General features: G+C 75.7%; 14 protein-coding genes. 11 read left to right on the top strand and 3 right to left on the bottom strand.

All coding sequences use genetic code 11. The features are described from left to right. On the top strand, window positions 1-1,245 hold a 1,245-nt coding region (locus tag ABZY91_RS37780), incomplete at its 5' end, for a PLP-dependent aminotransferase family protein (protein WP_355408264.1). Between the two features lie 205 nt (window positions 1,246-1,450). Beyond that, window positions 1,451-2,659 (top strand): glycoside hydrolase family 3 N-terminal domain-containing protein, encoded by a 1,209-nt coding sequence (locus ABZY91_RS37775; RefSeq protein ID WP_355408262.1) that lies wholly within the window; start codon window positions 1,451-1,453, stop codon window positions 2,657-2,659. Between the two features lie 61 nt (window positions 2,660-2,720). Here the strand turns inward: ABZY91_RS37775 and ABZY91_RS37770 are convergent, their stop codons facing one another. Further along, window positions 2,721-3,476 (bottom strand): polysaccharide deacetylase family protein, encoded by a 756-nt coding sequence (locus ABZY91_RS37770; RefSeq protein WP_355408260.1) that lies wholly within the window; start codon window positions 3,474-3,476, stop codon window positions 2,721-2,723. A gap of 75 nt (window positions 3,477-3,551) precedes the next feature. Between ABZY91_RS37770 and ABZY91_RS37765 the strand changes: the two genes are divergently transcribed. The 4 genes from ABZY91_RS37765 to ABZY91_RS37750 all read left to right on the top strand — a co-directional run bounded on the left by ABZY91_RS37765 (window position 3,552) and on the right by ABZY91_RS37750 (window position 5,972). Beyond that, on the top strand, window positions 3,552-4,376 hold the full coding sequence (locus ABZY91_RS37765; RefSeq protein WP_355408258.1) for an aminoglycoside adenylyltransferase domain-containing protein: 825 nt from the start codon (window positions 3,552-3,554) through the stop codon (window positions 4,374-4,376). Window positions 4,377-4,683: 307 nt separating this feature from the next. After that, window positions 4,684-5,148, top strand: a complete 465-nt coding sequence (locus ABZY91_RS37760; protein WP_355408256.1) for a hypothetical protein — start codon at window positions 4,684-4,686, stop codon at window positions 5,146-5,148. A gap of 270 nt (window positions 5,149-5,418) precedes the next feature. After that, the gene (locus ABZY91_RS37755; protein ID WP_355408254.1) at window positions 5,419-5,775 is read left to right on the top strand and encodes a metalloregulator ArsR/SmtB family transcription factor; all 357 of its coding nucleotides are present in this window, start codon (window positions 5,419-5,421) and stop codon (window positions 5,773-5,775) included. A 53-nt stretch (window positions 5,776-5,828) separates the two neighbouring features. After that, window positions 5,829-5,972, top strand: a complete 144-nt coding sequence (locus ABZY91_RS37750) for a DUF6126 family protein (protein WP_355408252.1) — start codon at window positions 5,829-5,831, stop codon at window positions 5,970-5,972. Between the two features lie 129 nt (window positions 5,973-6,101). Here ABZY91_RS37750 and ABZY91_RS37745 read toward each other — a convergent pair whose 3' ends face one another. After that, the gene (locus tag ABZY91_RS37745) at window positions 6,102-8,849 is read right to left on the bottom strand and encodes a cytochrome P450 (RefSeq protein WP_355408250.1); all 2,748 of its coding nucleotides are present in this window, start codon (window positions 8,847-8,849) and stop codon (window positions 6,102-6,104) included. A 418-nt stretch (window positions 8,850-9,267) separates the two neighbouring features. Between ABZY91_RS37745 and ABZY91_RS37740 the strand changes: the two genes are divergently transcribed. The 5 genes from ABZY91_RS37740 to galE all read left to right on the top strand — a co-directional run bounded on the left by ABZY91_RS37740 (window position 9,268) and on the right by galE (window position 16,130). Beyond that, window positions 9,268-10,047: a sigma 54 modulation/S30EA ribosomal C-terminal domain-containing protein gene (locus ABZY91_RS37740; protein ID WP_355408248.1), complete on the top strand. Its 780-nt coding sequence runs from the start codon at window positions 9,268-9,270 to the stop codon at window positions 10,045-10,047. A gap of 78 nt (window positions 10,048-10,125) precedes the next feature. Continuing rightward, a complete protein-coding gene (locus ABZY91_RS37735; RefSeq protein ID WP_355408246.1) occupies window positions 10,126-10,710 on the top strand; it encodes a hypothetical protein in 585 nt (194 codons plus the stop codon). A 1,023-nt stretch (window positions 10,711-11,733) separates the two neighbouring features. Beyond that, window positions 11,734-14,100 carry an RICIN domain-containing protein gene (locus ABZY91_RS37730; RefSeq protein WP_355408244.1) on the top strand — a complete coding sequence of 789 codons (2,367 nt, stop codon included), beginning with the start codon at window positions 11,734-11,736 and terminating at the stop codon, window positions 14,098-14,100. Window positions 14,101-14,319: 219 nt separating this feature from the next. Beyond that, a complete protein-coding gene (locus tag ABZY91_RS37725; RefSeq protein WP_355408242.1) occupies window positions 14,320-14,958 on the top strand; it encodes a hypothetical protein in 639 nt (212 codons plus the stop codon). 149 nt (window positions 14,959-15,107) lie between these two features. Next, window positions 15,108-16,130 carry a UDP-glucose 4-epimerase GalE gene (gene galE, locus ABZY91_RS37720; protein ID WP_355408240.1) on the top strand — a complete coding sequence of 341 codons (1,023 nt, stop codon included), beginning with the start codon at window positions 15,108-15,110 and terminating at the stop codon, window positions 16,128-16,130. Window positions 16,131-16,205: 75 nt separating this feature from the next. On the opposite strand, the gene ABZY91_RS37715 is transcribed toward galE, so the two are convergent. Continuing rightward, window positions 16,206-16,412, bottom strand: coding sequence for an antitoxin (locus ABZY91_RS37715; protein ID WP_329881263.1), 207 nt, complete (start codon window positions 16,410-16,412; stop codon window positions 16,206-16,208). Between the last annotated feature and the right edge of the window lie 449 nt (window positions 16,413-16,861).

The following is a 16,861-nucleotide window of genomic DNA, read 5'->3' as shown; positions in this document are numbered from 1 at the left end:
GCCCGCCCGCGGACCGGCACCGCCGCCCCGGTCGCCTCCGCCGCCCCGGCCGGGCCGGTACCGGTACCGCCGTCGGCGCCGGAGCGCGAACCCGAGCGCCCGACCCTGTTCGACGGCGCGCCCGTCCCCGCCAGCTTCGACGGCCTGCGCGCCGCACCCTCCCGGATCGACCTCACACCGGGCGTCCCCGACCTCGCCGCGTTCCCCCGTACCGCCTGGCTCCGGGCCGAGCGGGCGGTCCTCGCCGGCCTCGCCGCCGACGAGTTCGGCTACGGCGACCCGCGCGGCACCCCCGCGCTCCGCCACGCCGTCGCCCGCTGGCTGGGCCGCAACCGGGGCATCCACGCCGACCCCGACGACGTCATCGTCGTCGCCGGCGCGGCCCAGGCGCTCGCGCTGGTGGGCGAGGTGCTCCGTGCGGACGGTCTCGACGTCGTCGCCGTGGAGGACCCGGGCTCGCTCGGCACCCGCCAGCACCTCCGCCACCGGATCACCGCCACCCCGCCCGTCCCGGTCGACGCCGACGGCATCCGGGTCGACGCGCTGCGGGCCACCGGGGCGCGCGCCGTGCTGCTCACACCCGCCCACCAGTTCCCGACGGGGGTGGTGCTCGGCGGTGCCCGGCGGCGGGAGCTGCTCCAGTGGGCCGCGGACGGCGGGCTCGTGATCGAGGACGACTACGACGCCGAGCACCGCTACGACCGCCCGCCGGTGCCGGCGCTCCACGGCGTCCTCCCCGACCGGGTCCTCTACCTGGGCAGTGTCTCCAAGCTCCTCGCCCCCGCCCTGCGGACCGGCTGGATGATCGCGCCCGCCCGCTACCGGGACCGGCTGATCGACGCCAAGCGCCTCGCCGACCTCGGGAACGCCGCGTTGCCGCAGCTCGTCCTCGCCCGGCTGATGGAATCGGGTGAGCTGGAGCGCCACCTGCGGCTGCTGCGCCCCCGCCACCGGCGCCGCCGCGACGCGATGGTCGCCGCCATCGGCGCCCACCTCCCCGGCGCGGTCGTGCACGGCGCCGCCGCCGGACTGCACCTGCTGCTCACCTTCCCGGGCGGCCTCGCCTGCACCGACACCGAACTGGCCACGGCGGCGCTCGCCCACGGCGTCAAGCTGCAGCCGCTCTCCTGGCACGCCCGGCTGCCGCACCCGCCGGGGCTCGTCCTCGGCTACGCGGCCGGCACGCCCGGCGAGATCGAGGAGGGGGTGGCCGTCCTCGGACGGCTGCTCCGGGAGGCGGAGTGACCGCTCCCGGGGGGAGGCTGCTGGTGTCGCACCGGGTCGGCCGCCCAGCCGAGGACGAGCGTCCGGGCGCGGCCGGCCCGGCCCGGCGACCTGCCGTGTGCGGCCGTCACGATCCGCCGTACGCGGTGGTCACGCCGTGCCCGGCGACCGCACCGACCCCGCCGAGCGCATCGAGATCGCCGAACCCCTGACCTAGGGAGGCCGGATGCCGACGCCCCGCAGCACGGTCCGCGTCACGGTCCTGGCTCTGCTGCTGACCGCCCTGTCCACGGTCGTGCCGGCCGTCCGGCCCGGTCCGGTCCGCAGCGTCCCGCCGCCGAGCCCCGCCGCCGAGCGGGCGGCACCCATGGCGGATGCCGCCGTGGAGCCGGTTTCCACGGAGAGGACCACACCAGTGCGCACCACCGATTCCCGCACGCTCGCCGGACGGCGGGTCGTCTACTCCTATCCCGGGCCGATCCCGCCGCCCGCCCTGCTCCAGACCGTCCGGGAGGGCCGGGCGGCCGGCGTCATCCTGTTCAAGGAGAACGCCGCCTCCCCGGCCCAGCTCCAGGCCGCCGTCCGGCAGTTGAGCCAGGCGGCGGCCGAGGCCCCGGGCGGGTCCCCGCTCCTGCTGATGACCGACCAGGAGGGCGGCAAGATCCGCCGGCTCCCCGGTGCGCCCGAACTCTCGGCCCGCCGGACCGGACTGGCCGCCGATCCGCCGGCCGAAGCCGCCCGGTCGGGCACCGGAGCGGCGCAGACCCTCGCGGCCGCCGGGCTGAACGTCAACCTCGCACCCGTCCTCGACGTCTACGACGCCCCCGACAACTTCATCGACCACCACGAGCGCTCCTACAGCCAGGACCCCACCGTGGTCGGGGAGCTGGGGGCGGCGTACCTCGCCGCGCAGCAGGCCCTCGGGGTGGCGGCCACCGCCAAGCACTTCCCCGGTCTGGGCGCCGCGGCCCGTGAGGAGAACACCGACGAGCGCCCCGTCACCCTGCCCGTTTCGCTCGTCGACCTCCGGGAGCGCGGCCTGGCGCCGTACCGGGCGGCGATCGCCGCCGGCGTCCGCCTGGTGATGACCTCCTGGGCCGTCTACCCCGCCCTCGACCCCGGCCGCCCGGCCGGTCTCTCGTCCGTCGTCGTCCAGGGGGAACTGCGCGCCCGGCTCGGCTTCGAGGGCGTCACCGTCACCGATGCCCTGGAGGCCGGGGCGCTCGCCGCCTTCGGCGACACCGCCGCCCGGACCCTCGCCGCCGCCGAGGCGGGGATGGACCTCCTGCTCTGCTCGGCGCGCGACGTGCACCAGGGCGACGTGGCGGCCCAGGCCCTCGCCGCCGCCCTCGACGACGGCCGCCTCGACCGCGCCGCCTTCACGGAGGCCGTCGGCCGGGTGGACGCCCTGCGGACCTCGCTCGCTGCTCCCTGACCACCGGTCACCGCGCCGCCGCACCGCCGCGCCCTCGCACCCGGGCGGCCCGGTGGCGGGCTCACCCGTCGCCGAGCAGCTCGCGCAGGTCCAGGATGCGGTACCCGTGGCTGCGGACCGCGTCGATGATCAGGGGGAGGGCCTCGGCGTCCAGGCAGCGGCGGTCGGCGGCGGGCGCGTCCTCCGCACTGCCGACGTGGAGCTGGAGGAGAGCGCCCGGCGTGAGAGCCGCCATGGCGCGCTCGACCACCCGGCTGATCGTCATGCCACCCGACACGCCGAGGTAGCCGTTGGTGTCGGTGGTGAATTCGAGGTCGGCGAAGCCGAGGGCGTTGACCCCGGCGATCGCCTCCGGAGTGGTCTCGCTGTAGGGGAAGCGGAAGAACGGCAGCGGTTCGGCCCCCGCCGCGGCGCGGATCGCGGCGTCGGCGCGCAGCACCTCCGCGCGGGCCCGGTCGGGCCGGAGGCCGGTGAAGTGCGGGTGGCTGTAGGAGTGGTTGCCGAGGCCGTGGCCCGCTGCGGCGACGGCGCGCACGGCGCCCGGGTGCTGCTCGGCGTACTGGCCGGTGGGGAAGAAGGTCGCGGGTGCGGACCGGTCGCGCAGGGTGGCCAGGACGGCGGCGAGGCCGGTCTCGTCCCAGGCCGCGTTGAAGGTGAGCGCCACGACCCGCTCCTCGACGGGGAGCCGGCGGACCTCCTGGCCGAGGAGGGTCGGCGGTGCCGGAGCCGCCACCGCCGACCCCAGGGTGGCGAGGGTGGCGAGGGTGGCGAGAAGGCTGGCGCGAAAGGTGGTGAGGGTGGCGCGAAGACGGTGCACGTCCGATCAACACGCGCCGACCCAAAGCGGAAACGAACGGACACGGAGGGTCATCCGGATGGCAGGCTTGCGGCCGTGACTGTGCACCCACTCGTACACGAGATCGCTGACGCCTATCTGTCCCTGGTCGACGCAGCCGCACCCGGGCTGGTCGAGGGCCTCTATCTGACCGGCTCGACCGCTCTGGACGACTTCCACCCCGAGCGGAGCGACATCGACTTCGTGGCGGTGTCCGCCGATCCGGTCGGCGTGGACCAGCTCGCCGGGTTGGAGCGGGCCCACGCCCTGCTCGCGGCCAAGTACCCGCGACCGTTCTTCGACGGGCCCTACCTGACCTGGGACGAGCTGGCGGGTGCGCCCTCGCAGGCCGCGCCGGGTCCGCACGCGTTCGAGGGGAAGGTCCGTCACCGGGTGCGGTCCGACCGCAATCCGGTGCTCTGGCACACGCTCGCGCACCACGGCGTGACGCTCTGCGGACCGCGCGCCCAGGAGCTGATGATCGACACCGACCCGGGGGAGCTGGCCCTCTGGACGGCGGGGAACCTGGGCGAGTACTGGCGCCCGTGGTGGCGGCGGGCCTCCCGGCTGACCACGAGACCGGGGCTGGCCTGCCTCGGCGGGCAGGGGCCGGCCTGGGGCGTGCTGGGGGTGAGCCGGCTGCACTACACGCTGGCGACCGGGCGGATCACGTCGAAGCGCGGAGCGGGTGAGTACGCCCGGGAGGCCTTCGACGGCCGGTGGCACCGGATCGTGGACGAGTGCCTGCGGGTCCGCGAGGGCCGTCGGCACCGCTCGCTCTACCCGAACCCGTTCGTCCGGCGGGCGCACGCCCTCGCGTACATGGACATGGCGATCGAGAGCGCGCAGGGGCTGGGCGCCGGGCGGCTGCCCCTGAGGTAGCGGCCCCGGCGGTGGGGGGCCGGCCGGCAGTGCCCGGTGCCGAAGCGGCGGCACCGCGCCCTGCCGGCCGGCCCGGGTGTGACGCCCGAGGTGTGCGGGGTGGGGTGTGACGTGCGAGGTCGAGCCGTGATCGCGCCATCGAAGGCCGGTTTCCGGTCTGAAAGGTGATCTTCGGGTCTGAAGGGCTGCGGCGCATTCGAATCCTGTGTCAGGGTTGCCGCATGCCACATGTGAAATGTCACATGTGGCACATGAAGTGCTCTGCGGTGCAGAGACTGACGAATTGAGGAGGAGCGGAATTATGCGGATGAACCGACTCACCCGGATAGCGGCCGGTGCCGCCGGCGCTGCGGCCCTGCTGGCGGTCCCGACCCAGGCGGGCGCGGCGCAGAGCAGCGCCACGACCACCACCACCACGGTCACCACCTGCGGCTACGGCGGCCTGCAGGCCGGTGTGTGGACCGCCGTCTGCGCCGACGTGACCGGCACCGACGTGCAGCTGTACGGCCGGATCTCCCTGGCCGGCCCGCCGAGCCCGGGCGGCCCGCCGCTGGAGACCCGTGACCTGATCACCGGCCTCTCCGGCCAGATCGTGGGCGGCGCCTCGCTCGGCTCGGTCAGCGGCTACACCCGCTTCACCGCCAGCACGGTGAAGGTCACCGGGGTCGGCGGCACCGTGCCGTGCGGGTCCACGGTGCACGGCAGCTTCAGCGTGGCCGGTTACCCGTGGGGCCCGTCCCCGGTGACCCTCGACGTCGTGGTGCCCTGTTGATCGGGCGTTAGCGACAGGTGCGGGCTCGGGGTCGGCGGACCCCGGGCCCGTCCCGTTCCCTCCCGTTGCGGCGGCTCCGGTCGCTCTGCCGGGCCGCCGGGCCGTCGGGTCGCCCGTTCGCCCGTTCGCCCGTTCCCGGTGGGACGTCATGACGGCTTGAAGAATTCTTCATCTACGAGGATGATGCTTCGGGCCGCCCCGGCCCGCGCCCGCCCCGGCCCCGGGCCGCCGGTGGGCGAACCACCCACCGACCCGCGGGGAGAGCGGACGATGCCGGTCCCGCTGTACCAGGCCAAGGCCGAATTCTTCCGGACCCTCGGGCACCCCGTCCGGATCCGCGTCCTGGAGCTGCTCCAGGACGGCCCGCGCCCGGTGCGCGAGCTGCTGACCGAGATCGAGGTCGAGCCGTCGAACCTCTCCCAGCAGCTCGCGGTGCTGCGCCGGACCCAGCTGGTCACGGCCACCCGCGAGGGCAACACCGTGCTCTACGCGCTGAGCACCCCGGACGTCGCCGAGCTGCTGCGGGCCGCCCGGCGCATCCTCACCGAACTGATCACCGACCAGGGTGCGCTGCTCACCGAGCTGCGGGCGCCCGAGTCCCGTGCCACACCGGGGAGGAACGGATGAGCGGCGGGTCCGCGCGGCCCGACCGGCCCGCCCGACCGAAGGAGGACCCGGCCATGAGCGAGGGCACCGGAGACGGCACCGCCGAGGAGAGGGCGCGGCGCAGGGCCATGCTGATCCGCGCGGGCATCTACATCTTCGCCACCCACCTCTTCGCGGGCTTCGTGCTCCTGCTGTTCGCGCTCGGCGACCGGAAGTGACCCCGGGACCCTCGCGTGCGGCGGCCGCGGCAGCGGGCCGGCGGGTGGGAGCACCGGTCGGCGGCGGCCGGTGCCGGCCCCGCGGCGGGTGCTGAACCCGCGGGGTCGCCGGCCGGCCGCCGCCGGGTGTCACCGGCTGCCGCCCTCCCCGCCGTAGCGGCGGCTGGTGCTGGTCCAGGCGTAGACGCCCTCGACCAGCTCCCGGGTGCCGTCCAGGTACCAGTGACCGGCCGGATGGCGGCGCAGCAGCCTGCGGCGCAGGGCCTCGCTCTCGGTGGTCAGCCGGTCGATCCGGGCGCGGACCGCGGCGGCGGCCCGGCTGCGGGTGCAGCCGCGGACCCGTTGCAGGGTGAGCACGGTGTTGAACGCGGCGGAGTTCTGGCGCTCCTCGCGGTCCGCCGAGTACAGGTCGTTGATCAGCGTCGCGATGTCGGCGGTGTTCGCGCGCAGGCGGTGGAGTTCGGGCTCGGCGAGCAGCCCGGCGGGCGCCTCGGCGCCGTGGACACGCTCCAGTATGCCCATGAACGGGTAGAGGCAGCTGGCATGGCGGCGCAGGCGCACGGTCTCGGCGAGATCGGGGACGGTGCGGGCGGCCCGGTGGGCGGTCTCGGCGAGGAAGGTCTCCAGGCAGGCCCGCCACTCGGCGGCGGCGCGGTCGCGCCAGGCCTGCGACATGGGGGCGGCCTGACGCTGCCACAGCTCCCGCCAGGCGCCGAGCAGCGGGGGCTGCGGGAGGCCGGCGGGCGCGGGGCCGCCCTCCAGGACGCCGAGCAGCGGGCCGACGATGGCACGGGCCTCGGCGGGACGGCGCCCCGGCGGGCCGTCGAAGCGGTCGTCCAGGATGGTGAACCAGCCGAGGACGTCGACCAGCAGGTCCAGTTCGGCGCCCCTGGCCCGGGGGTAGGAGTGGCCGATCAGCTCCGGGAGCGCGTAGGTCTGGTAGCGGCGGAGGTCGGGCGGGGTCAGCAGGCCGTGGGCGAGGGTCCAGCCGGTGTGGCGGGCGGCGGCGGCGCGCAGTTCGCCGGGGGTGCGGGGGGCGGGGGGCGTCGCCGCGGCGGTGGGCGACGGCCCGGGGCGCACCGGCGGGGCGGGCCGGGGGACGGCGGTGGCCGGGGTGGCGACGGTCAGGACGGACGCGGTAGCGGTGGGCGTGGAGCGGACGGGCGTGGTGCGGGCGGGCGTGGAGCGGACGGGTGCGGTACGGGCGGATGCGGTGCGGGCGGGGGCGGTGCGGCGGGTGCCCGCGACCGGGTCGGCGGCGGGAGCCGGCCGGTCCGCGCCGGATCCTCCCGGCCGCCGACCCGTCCCTGTGCCCGCTCCTGCCCCGGCGCCTGCCCGCGGGCCCTTGCCCTTGCCGGGGAGGTGACACCGGCCGGGCGTCTTCTCGCGGGCCGGGGGCGTGCGGTGGGTGCCCGGGGTGTGCGGGGCGGGGCCGCCGCGCGGGGCGAGCCGGACGCGGAGCCCCTGGGCCTGGACGGTGGTCCAGACCACCTCGCGGGCTCGGGACCCCGTGACGGCCGTGGGCCGCCAGCGGCGGAGGATCGCGGCGGCGGCCACGGTCAGCTCCGCCCAGGCGAAGGCCTCGCCGATGCACTTGTGCTTGCCCGCGCCGAACGGCACGAACGCCTGGCGTGCGGCCGGCCCGCCCGGGCCGGTGCCGCCGTCCTCGTGCCGTCCGGGCCGGAAGGCCAGGGGTTCCGGGTAGAGCGCCGGGTCGCGGTGGAGTGCGGTGAGGCTGTACAGGAGCTCGGTGCCGGCCGGGATCCGGTAGTGGCCCAGCTCGACGGGCACCCGCGCGGTGCGCATCAGGAACGCGTTGGGCGCGTGCAGCCGCACCACCTCCTGGGTGACCGCGCGGGTGTAGCGGAGCCGGGCGAGCGCCTCCGGGGTGGGGGCGGTGCCGGCCGGCAGGTGCTCGTCCAGCTCGGCGAGGACGCGGGCCTCGACCCGCGGGTGCCGCACCAGCTCGTCGATCAGCCAGGTGAGCGTGGTGGAGACGGTCTCCGTACCGGCGCCGAACATGGTGATCGCCTCGGACCGCACGTCCGCCTCGGTGAGGGGTCGCCCGGTGGCCGGGTCGGCGGCGGCGCGCAGCAGTGCGGGCAGGGTCTGGCGCCCTCCTGCGGTGAGGCCGACCGGACAGCCCGCGCGGCCGGCCGTCGCGGCGGGTGCCTGGCCGATCGCCTGGTCGACCACCTGGTTGAGGACCCGGACGGCGGCCTCGAAACGCCGGTTGACCGGCAGCGGCAGCCGCGCCAGCGCCGGGTGCGGGTAGAGCGACTGGACGATCTGACCCTTCACCATGTCGGGCAGGGCCCGGTGGAAGGCCAGCGTGGCGTCCTCGCTGAGCCGGGCGTCGAACAGCGCGCGGGTGACGATCTCCAGCGCGAGGTGGTTCATCTCCTTGGCCACGTCGAGGACCTGCCCGGGCCGCCAGCGCCCCGCCCGCTCCTCGGTGACCTGGTGCATCACCGCGAGGTACTCGCCCATCCGGTCCGGGCCGAAGGCGGGCTGGATCATCCGGCGGCGGTCGCGGTGGGCGCGCCCCTCGGACATCAGCAGGCCGTCGCCGAACGCCGTCTTGAGGGTGTCCTGGACGGCGCCGCGCGGGCAGTCGTGGGCGAGCGCCACCAGGAGGGTGTGGACCAGCCCGGCGTCGGTGACGACGCAGACGGTGCGCGGGCCGAGGCGGATCCGGACGACGTCGCCGTACCGGGCGAGCGAGCCGAGGAAGCCGAGCGGGTCGCGCAGCAGCGCGGGTGCGTGGCCCAGGCCGGGCAGCGCGCCGGGTGCGAGCGGCGGAACGACGGGCCGCGTTCCCGGTGGGGACGTTCTGGGCGGGGCGGGCGGTCTGTGGGTTTCGTTCATCAGGTTCATGACATCACCTCTCACCAGTTGGACCGGCGGGACGGACCGGCGCGACCGACCGAGGTGCCGGCCCGGAGTGCCGGCCCGGCGCTGCGGTACCACCGGAGCCGCCACCGCGACAGCCGTGATCCGGGGGCCATCGGCGCAGGCCCCCGCGCGCGCCGCTGCGAGAGGGCGCACGCCATAGGAAACGCGCCGGTCCCGCGAGCGTTGCGCCGTATTCGCCCGGATCACTCCATCGGTGGAGTGCCGGCGTGGCGGCGGAAGGCCGGCGGGCGCCCGCCCGGACCGGTCCGGAGCCCGCTTCCGGCCCGGTCCGACGGGCCTGCCGGGCCCGGGTCGCCCTGCCCCGCGGGCAGGGCCTTTCGGCCCTCGGCGGGAGGGGGTGCGCAGGTCCAGCATGGTGCGGAGCCAAGGAGGATCCCTGATGAACCGTCTGCGCCACCGGCTGGCCCTCGACGTCCGCGTGGAGATCCGCGGCGAACTGCCGCGCGAGGACGCCGAGTACGCGCGGGCGCGGTCGCTGGCGCTGCTCGCGGACCTCGGACCGGACGCGCACCGCACGCGTCTCCGGCTCGCCCGGCCGGGCGGCCGTTCGGTGACCAGGCCCGCCGTCGCCCAGGCCTCGGTGGAGCTGGCCGACGTGGGCCGGGTCCGGGTGGAGCTCGCCGCCGTGACGGTGCGGGAGGCGGTCGACCTGGCGCTCGGCACGCTCGCCGGCCGGGCCGTGCGGCTGCGCGAACAGGGGCGGATCGGGCTCGCCGCGGAGCACGAGAGCAGTTACCGCCCCCAGTACGCGTCGCGCCCGCTGGCCGAACGGCGGATCGTCCGGCGGAAGTCGGTTCCGCTCGCCGGCCGCACGCCCGAGCAGGCGGTCCGCGAGATGCTCGCCCTGGACTATCGCTTCCACCTCTTCTCCGACGTGCTCACGGGGCAGGACAGCATGGTCCACCGCCGCCCCGTCGACGGCGGATTCCGGCTCGTCCGGGCCCACTCGACCGTGCGGCTCGGCGGCTCCGGGCTGCCGCTGACGGAGAGCCCGCACCCGGCGCCACGGCTCGACCTGCCCGAGGCCGCCCGTCAACTCTGGCTCACGTGCTGGCCTTTCGTCTTCCACACTGATCCCGGGGACGGTCGCGGCCGGGTACTCTACCGCCGCTACGACGGCCACTATGGCTTGATCACGCCGGTAGCGGAGGCTCGTTGACGGGCAGGTAGTGATCGACAACGGCTGACCGGGACACGACCGAAGAGCACCCACGAGCTCAAGACGGGAACTGGGACCATGGACTGCGAAGAAGTCATGCTGACCGTCCGGATCACGGCGGCCGAGCGGGCCCTGCTGCGTGCCCTGGCGCGAGGTCACGGCACCGACGTGTCGGACGTCGTGGTGGACGGACTGCTCGACGTCATCCCGAGCCTGCACGCCCGTTCCGTCCCGCGCTCCCTGCCGGGCCTCCCGGTGGCTCCCGTGCGGCCCGGCCTCCCCGTTCCGCCTGTTTCGCCCGGCCTGCCCGGGGCGAACGCGCGGGCGGGCGCGACGGCTTCCAGATCCTCGACCGCCCTGCCCGTCCTTCCCGGCCTGCCCGGGGAGGCGGCGGTTCCGGGCCTGCTGCGGCTGCTCTCCCGGCCCGCTCCCTGTGCGGTCACGCTCTGGCTGCCGGGCCCCGTCGCCGATCTGCTCCCGCTGGTCGGCGAGCGGGTCACCCTGGTCAGCGGGCTGCGGGTGGGCCCGGCCAGTGGGGCGCTGGGCGCCGCGCTCCGGCTCTGGCTGGCCGGCGATCCGGTGCGGCTCGCCGCGAGCCTGGCCACCCTGCACCGCCAGGGCGTCCCCGGGTACGCGGCGCAGCGGCTCGGCGTGGCCGCCTGAGTCCACGTCGGTCCGGGGCGGTCCACGTCGGTCCGGATCGGTCCACGGCGGCGCGTGGCCGGTGCCCGGTGGCCCGCGGTGCGCTCCGCCGCGTGCGGCCGGACGGGTGACCGGGTGCGCCGGGGAGCCGCGTGCGGAGCCGGACGTGTGGTCGGACGTGTGGTCGGGCGGGCGGCCTGGTGTGCGGCCGGGTGTGGCGTCGGCGCCGGACATCCGACCGGCCGACCGGTCGGATCCGGCCGATTGTGGCCGAACGGGGAACCGTCGGTGACGGTCGCGCCCCGTTCGCGCGGGGTTCGCCGGGCGGTCGCCCGGCGGCGGGCCGGCAAGGCGGCGTACCGGGGTGGTGCGAGCTGATCAAGTGGCATGTCCTGGGCGGGAAATTTGCTGGTCAGGGCTCTGGCCACGGACCCCGGGCAGGTCTAGCATTCCGGTCACGGCAGCCGGAGTCCGAGGCCCGCGGACGACCGGCAGGGGTGGCCGCCACCTCCCCGCGCCGGGGAGCGCATACCCCCCGAGTGCGCTCCCCGGCATCGCCGTGCGCCGTGTTCACCTCCCGCGCCCCACGAGAGCCCCCCTCGATCGGCGGCCGCTCGGCCTTCCGCCCTGTCCTTCGCTCTCTCCTTCGCCCTGTCCTTGGGCTCTGCCTTCCGCCCCGCCGGCGACGCTGCCCCGGCGGACGCACCGTCGGACGGTCGGCGGTGCGGGGCGACTCCGACAGGGCTGCGACACCGCACCGCCGACCGGTCGCACCGCCGGGCGGAGGATCGGACGGCCCGTCGATCCGGCAGGCCGCACGCGCCGACCGCGGCGCCGGACCCGCTCCCCACCCGCTCCCACCCGCGTCCTCCTCCGGTTCCTCACGGGTCGCGCACGGGAGGGCCGGTGTCGACCGCCCGCGCGAATTTCGAAAGGAGGTTTCTGTTATCGCCTCCGCCCGTTCCGGTCTCCGGAGTGTCGGAAGGCCCGGGCCGCCGCCCCACGCGGTCGGCCGGGTCGACGCACGAGGAGAGGAGACACGCGATGGGGCACCGGAGTACGGAGCTCCGCCGTCGACGGCGGACGCGGGCGGGGAAGCGGACGGTACTGGTGGCCGTGGCGGTCACGGCCGGCCTGGTCGCGGGTGTGCTGGGCATCCGGACGGCGATGGAGCCGGAGGTCGTCCGTGACACCGTCGTGGCGGTGGCCGGTTCGGCCGACCGGGCGGAGGCGGCCCCGGTCGGAGCCGTCGCCGGGGACGGGGATCCGGGCGAGACCGGCACCGCCGAGGGGGCCACCCGGGCGCCCGGCCCGAAGCGCGAGCAGAAGGCCGCGCCGTTGAAGGAGATACCCAAGGACCAGCCGGAGCGAGGCCTGGTCTACGCGGGCCTGGCCCTGCCCGGCGGCGACCGCTGCGCCGGCTCGCTGGAGGTGTCCGGCGGCGACCTCTGCAGCCACGGCCCGGACGCGCCGCCGAAGGACGTGGACATCCGCAAGGACGTTCCGCCGGTGGCCGCCGCCGTTGCCCAGGCGCCGGTGCTGACTCCCGCCCCCGATGCGCAACCGCCCGCGGCGGCCGACCTCCTGAAGGGCGCGACGCCGGTCCTCGACGCCGCGCAGAAGGCGCTGCTGGGCGATCCGGCCGCGGCCGGCGGCTCGGGTGCGGCCGGCACGCCCGCGGCCGGCGCCGCCTCCGCCGTGGTGTGCGAGGGCGACGGCAGCGCCGGGAACCGCGTGCAGGTGGTGTACGTCCACACGCCGGGCAGCGACCGCTTCGCGCAGTACCTGGCCTCCTTCAAGAAGTGGGCCGCCGACGTCGACGTCATCTACAACGCGAGCGCCCAGGAGACCGGCGGGGTCCGGCACGTCCGGTTCGTCACCGAACCCGACTGCTCCGCCTCGGTGTTGAACGTGCAGATCTCCGACGCCGAGATGGCGGACTTCAACACCAGCAACCGCGCGCTCACCGCCCAGGGGCTCAACCGCAAGGACCGCAAGTACATGATCTTCGCCGACGCGAAGGTCTACTGCGGGATCGGGACCTTCGCGGGCGACGAGCGGCCGGGACAGGACAACCTGAGCAACTTCGGCCCCTCGTACGGCCGGACCGACGCCGGCTGCTGGGGCGGCCACACCGCGGCGCACGAACTCGGCCACAACCTGGGCGCGGTGAGCAACAGCGCGCCCAACTCCAGCAAGGGCGGCCACTGCGTCGACGAGTGGGACCTGATGTGCTACTCGGACACCCCGTACTACCCGGCGATGCGCACGGTCTGCCCGGACAACGCCAGTGACATGCGGCTGGACTGCCGGCACGACGACTACTACCACACCAGCCCGGCGGCAGGCAGCTACCTCGCCACGCACTGGAACGTCGCCAGCAACCGCTTCCTGATCGCCGGCGGTTCCACCGGTCCGAACCCGGACCCCGGACCGACGCCGACCCGCACGCCTACCCCGACCGCCTCGCCGACCTCGACGGCCTCGCCCACCCGCAGCCCGTCCCCGACCGGCACGCCCACCGGCACGCCGACGGGCTCGCCGACCGGCACCCCGACGGGTTCGCCGAGCCCCACCGGCTCATCGACCGCGAGCCCGACCGGCGGCCCGACGCCGACCCCGACGGCCACCACCACCGGGAGCCCCTCGCCGACCGCGACCGGCAGCCCGTCCCCGACCGGTACGGCGACGCCGACCGCGACCGCGTCACCCACCGCCGGTACCACCGGCCCTGATGTGACGATCAGTCAGATCACCCAGTCCTCCGTCATGGTGAGCTGGTCCGCGGTGGCCTCCGCGAGCGGCTACGACGTGCTGCTCGACGGCCGGACGCTCGGCACCGTCCGCTCCACCGCGGTCGGCCTGGTCCGGCTCGCGCCCGGTACCTCGTACACCGTCGCGGTGGCCGTGCGGGACGCCGGCGGCACGGTCTCCAAGCCCGGCCGCCCGGCCACCTTCCGCACTCCGGCCGACGCCGGCCGGCCGCAGCCGGGCACCCGCTACACGATGGTGAACGGGCTCACCGGTCAGGCCGCCGACCTGTGGGGCAGCTCGCTCAACGACGGCACCGTGGCCATCGCCTACCAGCGCACGGGCTACGCCAACCAGAAGTGGACCTTCGAGGACGCGGGCTCCGGCGCGCTGCGGATCAAGTCCGCCCGCTCCGACAAGTGCCTGCAGCTCGGCGGGGACCCGGTGGCCGGGCAGTACCTCGCGCAGCGGGCCTGCTCGGACACGGCGGGCCAGAAGTGGCGGTTCACCCTGTCGGGTGGCGGGTTCACCCTGAGCGCCGAGGGCTCCACGCTGGTCCTCGGTGTCAGCAACCGCTGGTACTACGGCGGTTGGCTGCTGGAACTGCAGAAGCCGAACGGCCAGGCCTACCAGTCCTGGGCGCTGCAGAAGACCTCCTGACGGAGCCGGCCTCTCCGACGGGGCGGACCTCCCGACCGGCGGGCCTTCCGAGGCGCGCCGGCCCCACCGGGACGGCCGCCCCGACGGAGGTGCTGCTCCCCGGGAGCCGTCCCCCGGCGGCCGGTCCCGCCGGTTCCGCCCCGCCCCACCCGCCCCGGGTCCGGTCGCCACCAGTACGGCGGCGGCCGGACCCGGGCCGTCCCCCACGAGGAACCTGCCATGCGTACCCGTCCGTTCGCCGCCGCCGCCCTCGCCGCGGTGGCCGTGCTCGCTCCCGCCGCCGTCCCCGCCGCCGCCCACGGCGACACCGTTCGCCTGGAGGTCGCCGGGCAGGAGGGCGGGCACGTCACCGCCGTGGCGACCTGGGAGAACGACCACGACCCGGTCACCGAGGAGTTCGCCGGAACGCTCTCCGCGACCTCCGCCGACGGGCGGACCGCCGGACCGTGGCGGCTGGTCGCCGTCCCCGGCCGCCCCGGTGCCTACACCACGCGGGAGTTGCTGCCGGCCGGGCACTGGCGGATCACCGTGGACTGCGCCTTCCCCTCGCTGGGGCACGGCGAGCGCGAACTCGACGTCGAGGCGGCGGTGATCTCCGACCCGACCCTGCCGGTCCCCACCAGTTCACCCACGGCCGCGCCCACCACCGCACCCGCGGCCGCCACCGTCCCCGCCCCGCCCGCGAGCGCCACGCCGGTCACGTCCGCCGTCCTGCCCGAGCGCCGCGACGCGGCGAACCCCGCGGACGCCGCCGGAGCCTCCGACGCCGCGACCTGGGCCGCCGTCGGCACCGCCGCCGCGGCCGTCGTCCTGGTCGCGACCGGCTTCCGGCTCCGCCGCCGCGCCCGGCGTTCCTGAGCCGGCCGTCGCGTCCGGTGGCCGACGGGCCGGACCCGCACCGCGGCAGCGACCGCGCGGGCGAGGGAACCGCCGGGCGCGAACGGGCCGTCCCCACTTCCATCGGGCGCCGACGGGGTGTCCGAACGGAAGTCAGGGAGCGTTCGACCATGCGGAAGGTCCTGATCACCGGCGGTGCGGGCTACATCGGCAGCACCGTCGCGTCCGCCCTGCTCGACCGGGGAATCACGCCGGTCGTACTCGACGACCTCTCCAAGGGGAGGGCGGAGTTCGTCGAGGGCCGGGTGTTCTACCGGGGCGACATCGCCGATCCGGAGCTGGTCGACCGGATCTTCGCCGACCACCCCGAGATCGACGCCGTCGTGCACTGCGCCGCCCGCATCGTCGTCCCCGAGTCGGTCGCCAGGCCGCTCTTCTACTACCGCGAGAACGTGGGCAAGACCGTGGAGCTGCTGGAGTCGCTCCAGCGCAACGGCTGTACCCGGGTGGTGTTCAGCAGCTCCGCCTCGATCTACGCGCCGACCCCGGACGGCCGGGTCGACGAGGGCTGTCCGGTCGACGCGAGCAGCCCCTACGCGCGGACCAAGCAGATGATGGAGCAGGTCCTCCAGGACTGGACGCGCGGCGCGGGCGCCGAGGAGCTGCGGGTCATCGCGCTGCGCTACTTCAACCCGGTCGGCGCGGACCCGCAGTTGCGCACCGGCCTCCAGGACCTCCACCCGAGCCACGCGCTCGGCAAGCTGATCGAGGCCCACACCGCCGGCATCCCGTTCACCATCACCGGTGTGGAGTGGGACACCCGGGACGGTTCCGGCATCCGCGACTACATCCACGTCCAGGACGTCGCCGAGGCCCACGTCGCGGCGCTCACCCGCTTCGACGAGGTGATCAAGCCCGCCGCCACCGACCGGTACCGCGTCATCAACGTCGGAACCGGCGACGGCACCACCGTCCGGGAGCTGGTCACCGCCTTCGAGCAGGCCGTGGGCGCCGAACTGGACGTCCGCGAGGCCGATCCGCGCCCCGGTGACGTGCTCGGCTGCTACAGCGACGTGACGGCGGCGCGCGAACTCCTCGGCTGGGAGCCGCGCCGGACCATCGCCGAGGGCGTCGCGGACGCGCTCGCCTGGCGTGCCGTGTGGATCGCCAGGACGGCCTCCGCCTCCGCCTGACGCGGCCCGGGCCGGGACCTCGCGGCAGAGGTCCCGGCCCGGCGGCCCGTGCGCGACGGCCCGTGCGCGACGGCCCTACTCCGCGGGCTTCTTGGACTCGTCGAGACCGCGGATGAAGTCCTTGGCCTTGCCGGTGGCGGTGTCGATCTTGTCGCTGTACTTCCCGTCGGTCTTCCCGTCGATGACGTCGGCGACCTTGTCCAGGCCCTGGCCGATGGCACCGCTGTGCTCGCGGGCGAGGTCGGTGGCCTTGTCGGCGATGTTCTTCAGGTTCTCGAACATGATGGCGTTTCTGCTCCTTCAGCGCGGTTCGTGGTCATCCTAGCCGCCGCTGACCTGGCGGTTCGTCGGTTTCGGGAACCGGGTAGGAGGTGTGCGGATGACTTTGCGGGGGTGGGTTTGTATGCTCCAGGTCAGTTCTACAAGATTGTAGAAGTTGGCTCGCGGACGCGGCGGAAGGGGTGTGGGTCATGGCCGGACAGGTGGCGGGGACCTCGTACCGGGAGGCGGGGACGCGCTCCGGCGGCACCGCCGGGACGGCCCGACGCCCGGATGCGGCGGGCGTGGAGGACACCGCGGGCGCGCGGGACGGCCGGGCCGATCGGACCGGCGGTGGTCACCGGGCGGTCGCGCGGCGGGAGGCGCGGCGGGCGGCGTCGCGCCGGCCGCGCGGTCGGGCCGGCGCAGCCGTCTCGGCGGCGGTCGGGCTGCCGCTGCTCGGCGCGACGGCG

Origin of the sequence: Kitasatospora sp. NPDC002965 (assembly GCF_040611255.1) — a bacterium.
Lineage (GTDB): Bacteria > Actinomycetota > Actinomycetes > Streptomycetales > Streptomycetaceae > Kitasatospora.
This window is presented reverse-complemented; position numbering and strand designations above follow the sequence as displayed.